This is a genomic window from Undibacterium hunanense (assembly GCF_014284335.1).
Taxonomy (GTDB): domain Bacteria; phylum Pseudomonadota; class Gammaproteobacteria; order Burkholderiales; family Burkholderiaceae_D; genus Undibacterium; species Undibacterium hunanense.
Map to the genome: position 1 here is coordinate 224,051 of NZ_JACOGF010000006.1, position 12,524 is coordinate 236,574.

General features: G+C 54.0%; 10 protein-coding genes. 1 reads left to right on the forward strand and 9 read right to left on the reverse strand.

Annotation, left to right across the window (positions count from 1 at the left end):
- Position 1: 1 nt before the first annotated feature.
- Together H8L32_RS13825 and queC are read right to left on the reverse strand one after the other, a co-directional pair.
- The gene (locus H8L32_RS13825) at positions 2-745 is read right to left on the reverse strand and encodes a metallophosphoesterase family protein (RefSeq protein ID WP_186947819.1); all 744 of its coding nucleotides are present in this window, start codon (positions 743-745) and stop codon (positions 2-4) included.
- Positions 746-829: 84 nt separating this feature from the next.
- Positions 830-1,561 (reverse strand): 7-cyano-7-deazaguanine synthase QueC, encoded by a 732-nt coding sequence (gene queC, locus H8L32_RS13830; protein WP_186947820.1) that lies wholly within the window; start codon positions 1,559-1,561, stop codon positions 830-832.
- Between the two features lie 181 nt (positions 1,562-1,742).
- Here queC and H8L32_RS13835 point away from each other — a divergent pair, with 181 nt between their 5' ends.
- Complete coding sequence (locus tag H8L32_RS13835) at positions 1,743-3,026, forward strand: lipopolysaccharide biosynthesis protein (RefSeq protein WP_186947821.1); 1,284 nt, start codon at positions 1,743-1,745, stop codon at positions 3,024-3,026.
- On the opposite strand, the gene H8L32_RS13840 is transcribed toward H8L32_RS13835, so the two are convergent.
- The 7 genes from H8L32_RS13840 to H8L32_RS13870 all read right to left on the reverse strand — a co-directional run bounded on the left by H8L32_RS13840 (position 2,995) and on the right by H8L32_RS13870 (position 12,307).
- Positions 2,995-4,890, reverse strand: coding sequence for an alpha/beta fold hydrolase (locus tag H8L32_RS13840; RefSeq protein ID WP_186947822.1), 1,896 nt, complete (start codon positions 4,888-4,890; stop codon positions 2,995-2,997). The genes H8L32_RS13835 and H8L32_RS13840 overlap by 32 nt on opposite strands.
- A 14-nt stretch (positions 4,891-4,904) precedes the next feature.
- A complete protein-coding gene (locus H8L32_RS13845) occupies positions 4,905-7,415 on the reverse strand; it encodes a glycoside hydrolase family 2 protein (RefSeq protein WP_186947823.1) in 2,511 nt (836 codons plus the stop codon).
- A gap of 10 nt (positions 7,416-7,425) precedes the next feature.
- Positions 7,426-8,424: a DUF1839 family protein gene (locus tag H8L32_RS13850; protein ID WP_186947824.1), complete on the reverse strand. Its 999-nt coding sequence runs from the start codon at positions 8,422-8,424 to the stop codon at positions 7,426-7,428.
- A gap of 7 nt (positions 8,425-8,431) precedes the next feature.
- Positions 8,432-9,343 carry an amino acid--[acyl-carrier-protein] ligase gene (locus tag H8L32_RS13855; RefSeq protein ID WP_186947825.1) on the reverse strand — a complete coding sequence of 304 codons (912 nt, stop codon included), beginning with the start codon at positions 9,341-9,343 and terminating at the stop codon, positions 8,432-8,434.
- A gap of 11 nt (positions 9,344-9,354) precedes the next feature.
- Positions 9,355-10,521: an acyl-CoA dehydrogenase family protein gene (locus H8L32_RS13860; protein WP_186947826.1), complete on the reverse strand. Its 1,167-nt coding sequence runs from the start codon at positions 10,519-10,521 to the stop codon at positions 9,355-9,357.
- A gap of 1 nt (position 10,522) precedes the next feature.
- On the reverse strand, positions 10,523-10,762 hold the full coding sequence (locus tag H8L32_RS13865) for an acyl carrier protein (protein ID WP_186947827.1): 240 nt from the start codon (positions 10,760-10,762) through the stop codon (positions 10,523-10,525).
- Between the two features lie 342 nt (positions 10,763-11,104).
- Positions 11,105-12,307, reverse strand: a complete 1,203-nt coding sequence (locus H8L32_RS13870; protein WP_186947828.1) for an ABC transporter substrate-binding protein — start codon at positions 12,305-12,307, stop codon at positions 11,105-11,107.
- Between the last annotated feature and the right edge of the window lie 217 nt (positions 12,308-12,524).

Below are 12,524 nucleotides of genomic sequence, written 5' to 3' on the forward strand. Positions count from 1 at the left end.
CCTAATTGCCGTTGATCAGTCGGTGGCCCAGCGCTGGCGGTAGACCGGCGCTGATGATTTTCTGGCAGGCAGTTTCCGCATCATAGGGAATGCGGTAATACGTCAGTTCCTGCGTGTCGGTGTCAAAGGTGGCATAACAGGCGGCAGGATTGCCATCACGTGGCTGTCCGGCTGAACCGGGAATCACCAGCCAGCGCCGCTGTTTGCTCAGTGGAATGCCCTCTTCCGGCGTCGGCAAAAATTCACCTGTCTTGCCGGTCAGGCTAAGGTGAAACAGCGTGGGCATGTGGACGTGCCCGCAAAAAGTGATGCTGGCCCTGGTCGCATGCATACTGCGGGTGGCCTCCATGACGCCATCGATATATTCCCACTTTTCCGGCGCCCAGGCATTGGCATGCACGAACAGAATATCTTCCCATTCAATACGGTAAGGCAACTGGGCGATGAATTCCACCTGATCGGGGCGCAATTGCTCCTTCGTCCAATCCACCACCTTGCGCGCAGTTGGATTCATGCCTTGCTTGTCGCCTGGTAACAGGGCGGCATCATGATTGCCTATCAGCGCCCAGGCCCCCTGCCGCACATAGTCCATGACGGTATCCAGCACCCAGACAGGGTCGGCACCGTAGCCCACCAGATCCCCCAGGAAGGCATAACGACCAGCCTTTTGCTGCCTGGCATGCGCCAGGCAAGCCTCCAGGGCTTCGCGATTGGCGTGCAGGTCAGTCAGGATGGCTATCAGCATGGGGGTTCATTCTATGAATCATAGTCTTCATTGTAGACCCACTAACCAACTTCATGCTTACAAATCAATTTCTGCTTATAAAAATCACTGTTCACCCATGGCAAACTCGCCCGCACGGTACTTTTCATAGCCGCGCGCGCGCAATGCACAGGCCGGGCATGTGCCGCAGCCATGACCCCAGGGGTGCATGTCACCACGCTGCCCCAGGTAACAGGTATGCGTATCTTCGCGTATCAGATCGACCAGGGCGGTGCCGCCGAGTTGCTCTGCCAGTTGCCAGGTCTGGGCCTTGTTGATCCACATTAGCGGGGTTTCCAGTTTCAGGCGGGTATTCATGCCGAGGTTAAGCGCGACCTGCAAGGCCTTCATGGTATCGTCACGGCAATCCGGGTAGCCCGAAAAATCAGTCTCGCACATGCCACCGACCAGTACATTCAGGCCGCGCCGGTAAGCCAGGGTAGCTGCTGTCATCATGAACATCAGGTTACGACCAGGTACAAAAGTATTCGGCAAACCGTTTTCCTGCATTTCTATGGCGATGTCTTCTGTCATGGCCGTATGCGACAGTTGCGAGATCAGACCCAGGTCTATCATGTGATCATCACCCAGGCGATGTTGCCATTCGGGTGAAAAGCGACGCATCTTCTCTATCAGCGTGGGACGCACCGTCAGTTCTATGGCGTGTCGCTGGCCGTAATCAAAGCCTATGGTTTCCACATGCGCATAATGCGATAGAGCCCAGGCCAGGCAGGTGGCAGAATCCTGACCGCCGCTAAACAGAACCAGCGCACGGTCATTGGTGGTTATTTTGTTCATAATTCATCGAAAAATAAGGTAAAGCTATTGTAAAAGAATGAAACACTTTGTATAACAACAGGGCCTGATGGTAAGGTTCTGCTGAAAAATATAGTAGGCTTATGTTGGTTTTTAAAACTCATGTTGTGAGTTCTGGCCATCCAATCCGCATAATAAGCCAACGCGCCCCCCGTGCAAGCCCATGAGCTTTTATAAAAAATTTCTGTCTTCTTCCATTTTATCGGTCATCGATCAGGGTATGCTCAGTGCCCTGAATTTTGTCATTGGCATTTTGCTCATGAATCTGGTGACAAAAGACGATTATGGCCTGTATGGTCAATTGTACGCTGGTGGTTTGCTGGTAGGCCTGATCGTGGATTCCTGGATCGCCGGGCCATTGACCACGGTCGCTTCTTCCGTGCATGGCGACACCCGCCGGTCCCTGTTGCGTCACTACTGGTACCGGCAAGTCAGCTGGACACTGATGATGGGGGTGCTTGCCTTCGTCATCGTGGAATTCTTTCCGGCGGCAACGCACTACAGCAACAAGAGCTGGTTACTGGCGTTCGTGTTTGCAGCCTACCTGTTTGGTAACGGCATACGTGAATATGGACGTACGGTGGGCTTTATCCAGTCGGATATCATCTCGGTACTACGGCAGGATGTCCTGTATGTGAGTCTGGTTGCGGGGGGCCTGGCTGCCCTGTATTTCAGCCATCATTTTGATCTGATCACGGTATTCGGGCTGCTGGCGAGTTCATCATTCCTGTGTACACTGGCCAGCCGCCAGCATTTCCTGACACATACGTCGAGCGATGCCGAAGCCCACGCCAAAGAGGAAATCCAGCAAGCCATGGCTGCCCACCATGAAACCATACGTGGACATGGACGCTGGGCGGTATCCGGCGGCATCGTTGGCTGGTTATCGAATTACAGCTATGTCTACCTGTCAGGAGCATGGCTGGGTGTTGCTGCGATTGCGGATCTGAATGCTTCGCGCCTGATGCTGATGCCCATCCCGCTGGCTGTCGCGGCCTGGTCACGCGTGGCGCGCCCGGAAGCCAGCCGCCTGATGGCAGAAAACAACTGGCGCGGCTTGCGCAGGCTGACCCTGTTTTCCATCGCCGGCATAGAACTGGTGGTAGTGGCTTATGTGGCCTTGCTGCTGACGGCATTGCCGTGGCTGGAAGGGCATGTCATCAGCGCCAAATACAGCGGGCTGGACCCCATGGTCATGATGTGGGGTGGCTATTTCGCCATCAATGCGGCGCGCTGGGTCGGCACTTCATGGCTATCCAGCGGTGGCGCTTACAAGGAAATGTTCTTTCTCGGCAGTGTCACGCTGGGCCTGGTCTTGCTGATCACCGCGTTCAGCATTCCCAGAATGGGCGCACCCGGTGCTATCCTGGCCCTGATCGTGGTCGAGATTTTTGAGCTGATTGTCGTCTGGCGCTTTATTTTGCCGCGTCTGCAGCGGCAGCGTTAAACCGCTTGTGCAGATGCTTGCTGATTAAATCGGCCAGCGCACCCTGTGCCCAGCGCGGGGTGAAGGTATGATCTGCACCATTGAATATTTCCAGGCGTATGCGCTCACTGCGCCCCAGCAGGCTGGCATGACGCCCCAGTTGCTCTGTCATGACATCCACCGCCGTATCGCTGGCATCATAGATCAATAACAGTTCTGTGCCGCGCGCTTCCATATTCCGGAAATTGCGTGCGACCCGCCCCAGGAAGAAATTATTGTGCATCAGATTAACGACCAGCAACTGCCACCTGGTACGCACGCGCTTGCCTATGCGACGCAACATATTGCCGGTGATCTGACGTAAATCCACCTGCCCTTTGAATATCCTTTTCCAGGTATCGATTTTGGCTATCGCATGCAGGTAAAAATGGCTGGACTTGATGGTGTTTTTCCGGCGCGCGTCGATGGTATCGCCTTCCTGCCAGCGATAGGTGAGCTGGTTCATCAAAACCAGGCCACTGACGCGCTCGTCATTCAACGCCGCCATATACGACAGGTAAGCCCCCGAACAAAGACCAGCCAGCACAAATGAAGGGCTGTGGTATTTACCCTGCATGAAATACATGGCACTGCTGACGTCATCCACCCCCGAGGCCGCATGCACATCGTTTTCCCTGTCATCCGGCGTCGCCTTGCTATAACCTATGCCAGACTTGTCAAAGCGCAGTACGTGAAAACCATGGCAAGCCAGTGTACGTGCCAGCGTCACATACAGACGATGATTGCCGACATGATGATTGGCGCCAATATTACACAAAATCACGGTTGGCAAAGCCTTGGGGTCAGCCCCGGCCTGATGGCTGACGATGCCAAACATGCCTTCAAATTCAAGTAATTCTTCTGTGATGACATGGCCGTTAAACGCTATGCCGGCGACATCGCGGGTGAGCGGATACGCGCTACTGTCAATACTGACCAGGGGGAAGTAACGGCTCAGCCAGCTTTGCATCGATTCCCATATCGCCATCGGTACCACGGTGTCATGGGCGTCTTCCGTCATCATCGCGGCATAACCGGGCATGTCGGATAAATGCAGGGCGTGATCGTGGTGATGCCAGGCATTCGCCAGTTTGGCTTCCTGGCCACTGATATCATCACGTGTCTGAATAAACACGGGCATGGCAGGTACCGGCATTTTCAACAGATCCAGCTTACCCAGACTACTGCGGGTGATGGCGCTGAATTCATAGCCGGTCAGCTCATCATCAGTGACGGCGTGCGCCACACTATGTTGCAAATTACGTTGAGAATCACGTTGCGACTTATGTTCCGAATGCGGTTCAGTATCAAGCGCCAGGTCACTAACACGATTGATACTGCTCATGTTACGCAAGACCAGCATTTCGCGCGCATAAGCGCGCCCGGAAATCACCGGTGCCATCAAAAGCATGGCTCTCGCATCAATATCCTGAGCCACACTGGCCGCCAGCAAACCGCCCAGACGCAGACCAAACAGCGCGATATGCTGCACTCCCGCCATTTGTCGTAATTGCGCTGCAGCCTGGCGAATATTCTCTTGCCACTGGCTGATTCTGTCCGGCACGACATCTGCATCAGCGGCATCACCCGTATTGCCGTAATCGAAAAAGAAGACATCAAACCCGGCCCTGGCAAGCTGGTTGGCCAGATGTTTGTAGGCCAGATACGACACCATATATTCATGACCAAAAGGCGGGCACAAAACCACACCGCACTGGCGGCTGCCACCGGCATCGCGCAATTTTGCCGGGTGATACCAGCCCAGCATGGGACTGACCTCATCACCAAACCAGGTCGCCTGTGGTGAATACAGAATATCTTTACTCGGATAGAGTTGTGTTGCCAAATCTGCCCCGCCCGCTATTGATGAATCTGCACCCGGACATAGCCCTGTGCATTCAGTGCCTGCACTTGCCCTGTCAGGCTTTGTTTACCGCCCGTAGCGCGCAGAATGACCTGCTTTTCACTTGCGGGGGCAAGGTGAAAATAATTGTCGTCCGGCAGCCAGCCAGGTATTTGTATTGCTACCGCCTGAGCCATTTTCTGGGTACTCAGATGCAGGACGGCATTGCCATCATCTGTCAGTGTGCCATGTGCACGCAAGTCCAGGTCGGCCACTTGGGCAAACTGGTGCCCGCCAGGAAAATGAAAGTCACTGGCAAATGCCTGTGCGTCACCGGTACGATACAGCTGCGCTACCGCCACATCATGCCCGGCAGGGCCAAAGCGATAGGCATAGGTGGTATCCATGAAATGTGACAGCAGCGCGTAATCCTGCACCCTGATCGTTGCATGTGCAGCGACCTGCACGCTGATGCGAGCATGTGCAACGGAGCTTGCTGCATGACGGTACAGGCCAAGCTCCAGCTCACCGTCAAATGCCTGCGCCGTATCATTCACGACATGCAAGGCCAGTCCATTCAAGCCCTCGTCGGTCATGAACACCGTCACTGCTGCCATCGCACGCTTCAAGTAATAATATGCAGCTTTGGGTTTGCCATGCGCATCGATGATGCCCCAGCCTGCGCCTGGTCTCAGGTCACGCCAGAACCAGATCAGGGCACCGTGGCAGCCTGAACCTGCACGTCGCCATTCTGTCATCGTCCTGGTCATGACTTCACCGGTGGTGGTACGCGCCAATGCCAGATAACGCTGCTGATCCGCATAACGCAAGCCTGCCGGATCAACCTTATACAGGCTGGCCATATAGTGATCGCGCACATCTTCAAAATCCCAACCTGTGCCATTGTCGCGGGGGATACCCAGTTTCCAGGCCGGATGCGGCCCCACTGCTTCACCATTTTTCAACATGCTGTCCAGCAGGTCATCGTCAGGCATATTGGAAAAACCCAGGCATTCCGAAGTAAAGCGCACACCGCTACGGCGGGCATCTTCCAGCGGACGCAAATAGGCACCGACGCCAAAATAATGGGCGACACCGCTATCCAGCTGAAAAGGCATGACTCCACCGCTGGGGCTTGATGGCCAGTACTGCACATCGGGCCGGATTTGTCGACACAGTGCAGGCAAGGTCTGCGCAAAGAAATCATTGCGCCACAGTTCTGCTGGCTGCCCCAACATGGCAGCCTGCTGTTCCACTTCGCTATTGCCACAGACAACTGCAATGCAGGGCGAAGCCTGAGTGCGTTGCAGGAACTGTTGCACTTCCAGAGAAATACTGGCGGCAAATTCAGCATCGTTCACCGGGTAATCCATATTCGCAAACATGCAGTCTTGCCAGACCAGAATGCCCAGTTCATCACACAGTTGGTAAAACTCTGCCGTCTCATACACCATGGTGCCAACCACACGTAGCATGTTCATGCCAGCGTCACGCGCCAGACTCAGCATTTGCCTCAGTTCAGTGGCTTCATTTTGCAGTGAGATAGTGTCCACCGGTGTCCAGCAGGCACCACGACAGAACACTGATACATCGTTCACATGCAGGTGGAAATCACCATCACGCTGATCGACCCTGATCTGCCTGAAACCGGTATGCCCCAGCGCAATGGTCTGGCTGTGACTGGCATTCTGGATATGCATTTCCAGCGCATACAGTGCCGCATCACCATGCGTATGCGGCCACCATTTTTTTACCGCCGGTATACGACACAGACCAAGAATGCGATACCGGTTTTCGCCCAGGCTCTGCCATTTCAAGGCTTCTGTCTGCCCGGCTATCTGGATGAAACAGGAGGAAATCGCTTGCAGGCTATGCACGGTCAATTCCAATTCCAGCACACCGTCCTCACCATCGAGCTTGCTGGTCAGTTGCTGATCGATGACTTGCACCGCACTTTGCAATTCCAGCACGACCGGCCGATATGGTCCTACCGGTGCGACTGGTGGTGACCAGCCCGGCATGCGTCCCAGCAGACTGGTGCGCAACCAGCGCAATTGCTGCTGTTCAACCAGGCGAGTTTTCCAGCGCGGACGAGGGCGACGCTGCGCCAACAGGGTATTCAAGGCCAGGAAGCGTATGCTCAAACGTCCTTTGCCACCAAGTGTATGCGCAGCCAGATCAACGCTGTGGGCAATAAACATATTGTCGCTGCGCAAAATCAAACTGTCGTTCCAGTACACTTCGGCATGGCTTGCCAGGCCTTCAAAATGCAGCCAGGCAGCAGGCTCAGGCAAATCAAGATCGCAGAAATACCAGACATCGACCGCATCAAAATTGTCTTTGCCATAGTCAAACTGTCCGGCGGCACGCAAGGCAGCGGCAATGGTGCCCGGCACCTGCGCTGGCAAACAAGTCAGGCCAGCTGCCTGCAATACAGATGGCAACGCTGAAGGTAGCACCTGGCTGTCACTGGCAAGCTGTATGGCTTGCCAGTTTTCTGTCAGGGAAATGCGTGTCTGACTGCTCATATCCGCGTGATCATTGTTTGGTCAGACTGCGGGCCAGACTGCGGTCCAGCGCATCCATGCCTTGTTGCCAGTGTGTCGCCAGTTGTTCCAGCAAGGGGCTCAGGTCCACGGCTTTTTTGCCCATGACGGCTCTTGCGGTTTTCAGCAACAGGGTTTTGGTAAGTTCGGATATGGCGTCAAATTCGCTCGCTGCCACATCAAGTTGCAGGGGCTGGTGTTGTTGCAACCAGCGCAGATAATGCGCGCCCAGACTAAAGCCCGCCCCCAACTGGCGCAGGCAGGCAAAGGCATACGCATGATAAGCCGCCATGCCTTCTTCTTTCAATTGTTCCACATCACGCAAAAACACTGGCTGGAACAGGCTGACAGGATTATTGCGCGGGCGTCTGGCCAGGTATTTGCGCAAAAGCGGCAAGGATATCGCGGCCAGTTCTGCATCCGTCCTTGGCTGCACATGATCAAGACGCACGAATTCAGCAAACAGAGGCATGAAGGCCGGATCATGCGGTTTGTCCAGCCTGAAGGTTTCGACAAAATCTTCGCCCTGCAATTCATGGTAGCTGCTGTTATGGAAATAGCCGAGCTTGCGGTTTTCCAGATCAATTTCCTGTATCGCGATGGTGGTCTTGACGTGATTGCTGCGGTAGTCAGTACCTGCGGTATCCGGCAGATAAAAAGAGTCCGTCTCTGTCAACACCAGACGGCCACGGCCAAGCTGTATACCGGCATTGCTGAGCAAACCACGCCAGACATTCAGCTCCTGCACATCGATGCCATACAACGCAAACAGGTCTTCATGTGGCGGTTTGTAAAAGGTCCACTGGTCGCCATCAAAATCATTGGCAAATACCATGGACAGACAAGCCAGCGGGTTCAGGCCTTGCGCATGCAAAACCTCTATCCAGACATCGATATAGCAATTGGTTTCTGCCCAGGCACGATCAGCGCCATGCAGAGCATGCGGCTGATAGTCGCTGGCAACAATTTTTGGTAAAGCGTGCAGGCTCATGAGCACATCATGACCACAATATGTCGCGGGTAGCCTGCGGCCAGTTTTCCGGCTGCATGCCATGGGTCTTGAACAGGGCCATGACGATACGTTCCAGGCCAAAGCCCAGACAGGCGGTATGGGCCAGTTCACCGTTTTGCTGATAAATCTCAAACAGCTTGCCGAAATGGTCCTGGTGATAATTGAAAGAGCAGACTGCCGTCGGCTTGGCTTCAGATATCACCGGCACCAGCACTTCAAACTTCAATTGCTGTTCGCGCTGATTGGCGGCTAGCATACGGCCACCACGACCAAAGAACGGGTCGGAAGCGACATCCGAATGCGCCGGCAAGCCCAGGGATTTCAAAATATCCAGTCCACGCTGCAACCAGATGTCACGCCATGCAACCACCATTTCTGGCGTGCCTACACGCACGAATTCACGCACGCGGAAAGATTGCATGCGGGTTGGTTCTGGCGATGGTTCATTCCTGAATACCCAGTTTTGCATGTCCACCAGACGCCCTTCAGCAGGGATGGTGCCGGTAAAGCTGGGATACACCGGATAACAGGCAGCCGGTGTCAGGCAGACTGCCGTCATGGTTTGCAAATGCGTCCAGGGGCGGCCTTCATGCACGTTTTCTATCAATTCCTTGTGCTGCGCTTCGGTGCCGGTAAAGCTGAAGATGGTGCCGGCCAGTTGCGGGAAAGAATCCAGGTATTCGCTGCGCTCCAGCACCTTGCGATCAAGGCAGGGCGGGAACGACATTTTGACTGCGCCATCATTCACCGCCACGCGGCTGACGTAATCATCGAAACGGCGCAACACATCTTCAAATACCGGCCCGCGACCAAAAATACCCTGCACACCAACGGGGATGATATGACCGGCAGCGACCAGATCTTCAGTCAGTCCTTCGGGAGAAAAATCGATAGACATATGTACCTTTCCTAATCGTCTTTCAGTACCAGCAACAAATTGGCATTGGTTGCCAGAATGCGGTCATTGCCGACCATGATGGCGGCTGAATGCGCATCGCGCAGATGACGGCTCATGCTGAATTTACTGTCATTTTTATAGCCGAGTATGCCGCAGATGGACAAGGCCTTGGTGACAATCTGCGGCAGGGCCTGGGTCGCATCTATCTTCAGATTATTCATCTTCAGCGAATAACCCATGGAAGTCAAAGTACCGATCGCCGCATCATCTGCGACTGACAGGGCTTCATACTCAGTCAGGCAGGCCTGTACCGATGTACGCAGGCTTTGCATCATGCTGACCAGTTCTGCCAGGCGCAAGGCCGTCGGTGGCACGGTGCCAGGATTGGCGCGGGCCTGGCCACGAACAAAGGCCCTGGCCTTGTTGACCGCCGCTGCCGCACACCCCATCCAGCAACCACCCCACAATAAATGCGATACCGGCACCACGGTCTGTGCCGACATGTCGCCAAAGGGTACATCAATGATCTGCGCTACATCGCCGGTCGAACACATGAGGAAAGGCGGACTACAGGTGCCGCGCATACCCATGGTATCCCAGCCGCCTTTTTGTTCCAGTGTGTAATCGGCCTTGCGTACCAGTATCAATGACTGGTCACTGTTTGCTGCATCGGGATTGCGTCTGGCCGTCACCAGCAAATCATCGGCCTGCGCGCCGTAGGAAATGGTCGTCGCATCCTTGATCAGGGTAAAACGTTCGCCACTGATGTCCACCGCACAGTTGCTGCGGCGCATTTCACCACCGACGCCGACCTCCGACGTCACCGAAGCGATCAGGTATTGGTGCGCGACCAGCTCACGCAGATAATTTCTGTACCAGTCACTATGCATGGCATGGCGCACGATGCTGATCACCTGTATCTGATGCATGGCGAAAATCATTGCCGTTGCAGCACATTCACGCGCCAGAATTTCAACGATATCCACCAGTTCTGTCAGGCCCACACCGCCACCGCCGAGCTCGGCAGGAATATAGGCACTCAGCAGTTTCTCGCGTTTGAGTGCGGTGATGGCTTCGGCAGGAAAACGGGCCTGCTGGTCCACTGCATCAGCATGCGGTGCTGCATAGTCTTTTGCTACCAGCCTGGCAGCCTGCCGCAGAGGTGATAGGGTGTCCATATCAGGCAGTCAGTTCTTGTATGGCGGCGTCTATGGCGTCAATGCTTTCAAACACGCTGCGCTTGAGCATGCGGTCCGGAAATTCCAGATCAAATGCATCTTCCAGCGCGAGCATGACATTCACACTCGCATGCGAAGTCATACCAGCTTCATACAGATCTGCATCGTCGGCCAGGCTATCCATATCGGCGGCAAATTTGCCATGATCTTTTAATACCTGACGGATTTTTTCTTTGCTCATGAGCAAGCTTCCTTATTCTAAAGATATTCCTCGTATCGATATGCGCGCTTGCACGTGCAGGCAGTGCTCAACCAGGAACCGGTCAGACATGGCAATCCATGCCTGAAAGTTAATAGGATAGCCGAATGCCAACTAAGCCGGAGTTAAATTTAGTTAAGTTTCTCTGGCACCAGATCAGAATCAACTGGCGCTGTATTCACCTTCGCGAAGCGAAAATTTCCATGAGGAATCATGTATCTGCTATCGACGACATAGCGAACAGGCTCTCATCTCTTTGCCTGCAGTGCCGCGCACCTGCAACACCGGCAACAGCTGCAAGCCCAAAGCCTGTGCGGCCCAATTTTATTTGGTACGTACTATCAGGCTGCTGTTGGCATCTTCGCGATACGCATAGCCGACATGGCCTTTACGAATTTCGCCGATGAAAATCATGCTCTGAACAATGGCTTCATGATCATTTTTTGAAAATGGTTTCTTGTAGCGCGAAATCACAGTCGATGTTGCATCGTATTTCATGTCTTCCAGCGCGGCCTTGATTTTTTCGCCATCGGTAGCATTTGCCTGCATCAGCGCCAGCGTCAATATTCTCAAGGCATCATAGGTTTGTGCCGCAGCCACGGCTGAGGGAATGGATTTGACATTATTGATCTTCAGATAGCTCGCCACGAAACTGCTGCTGCGGTTACTGGCTTCATTTTCTATGAAGGTGACCGGCATGCGCGCACCTTCTGCATTATTGCCTGCCAGCTCGACGAAACTACGCTGTGACAAGGTCCAGGAACCCACCAGCGGCAGATTAAGCCTGGCCTTGCTGACGCTATTGGCTACCATCGCCGCTTCCGAGCTAAGGCAATACAGGATGACAATCTGGGCGCCGGCCTGCTTGGCCCGTGTCAATTGCGCAGTCATGTCCTGGTCACCAATCTTGAAGCTTTCTATGGCTACCGGCGTCATTTTGCGGCGCTGCATTTCTGCCAGCAGATTATCCTTGCCAAACTGGCCGTAAGGCGTGTCATCATGCAATACCGCTACCTGGGTCAGCTTGCGCTTGTCGATGACATCATTGAGTATTACAGCCGGTTGCAAACTGTCACTGGCAGCCAGCCGGAAGATAAAGCTGCTGGGCACGGCAGGCGGCATGTATTGCTTGGTCACTGCTGCACCTGTCGCTGCACTGATAATCAGCGGAATCTTCGCTTCCTGAAATACCTTGGCCGAAGGCAGGGCCACACCGGTATTGGCAAAACCGACGACCGCCACGACCTTTTCTTTTTCTATCAATTCTTTAGCCATTGCCACGCCGATATCCGGCTTGGCCTGGTCATCACGCTCCACCAGCTCTATACGCCGCCCCATGACGCCGCCTATCTGGTTGATATCGGCCAGAAACACCTGCGCACCGCCACGTATGCTTTCCCCCATGTCAGTAGAAGACTTACCGGTGAAGGGGCCGATGATACCTATGCGTATCGGCGGTTCCTGTGCCTGTGCGGACAACGAAAGCAAAACCAGTAATCCAGCCATAAAGGAAGATTTGCGCAGCATGATGTCTCCAGAATGTTATATTTTTATGGAACTCATTTGATACATGGCACTAAAGATAACCACTACCGCTTCACATGTATGGCAAAGCACATACATAATTTCACGACTGGTTACAAAATCAGTACTTAAAACATAGTTTGCCTCAGGATATACTGTCAATTGGATAAATTTCACTCTTACTTACAATTTAGCTGTGCCAGCTCAATCAACATGTATT

Coding starts and splice junctions, on each gene's coding strand:
- H8L32_RS13865 (WP_186947827.1), bottom strand. CDS start 10,762: ATGAGCAAAGAAAAAATCCGTCAGGTATTAAAAGATCATGGCAAATTT.
- H8L32_RS13835 (WP_186947821.1), top strand. CDS start 1,743: ATGAGCTTTTATAAAAAATTTCTGTCTTCTTCCATTTTATCGGTCATC.
- H8L32_RS13850 (WP_186947824.1), bottom strand. CDS start 8,424: ATGAGCCTGCACGCTTTACCAAAAATTGTTGCCAGCGACTATCAGCCG.
- H8L32_RS13860 (WP_186947826.1), bottom strand. CDS start 10,521: ATGGACACCCTATCACCTCTGCGGCAGGCTGCCAGGCTGGTAGCAAAA.
- H8L32_RS13855 (WP_186947825.1), bottom strand. CDS start 9,343: ATGTCTATCGATTTTTCTCCCGAAGGACTGACTGAAGATCTGGTCGCT.
- queC (WP_186947820.1), bottom strand. CDS start 1,561: ATGAACAAAATAACCACCAATGACCGTGCGCTGGTTCTGTTTAGCGGC.
- H8L32_RS13825 (WP_186947819.1), bottom strand. CDS start 745: ATGCTGATAGCCATCCTGACTGACCTGCACGCCAATCGCGAAGCCCTG.
- H8L32_RS13845 (WP_186947823.1), bottom strand. CDS start 7,415: ATGAGCAGTCAGACACGCATTTCCCTGACAGAAAACTGGCAAGCCATA.
- H8L32_RS13870 (WP_186947828.1), bottom strand. CDS start 12,307: ATGCTGCGCAAATCTTCCTTTATGGCTGGATTACTGGTTTTGCTTTCG.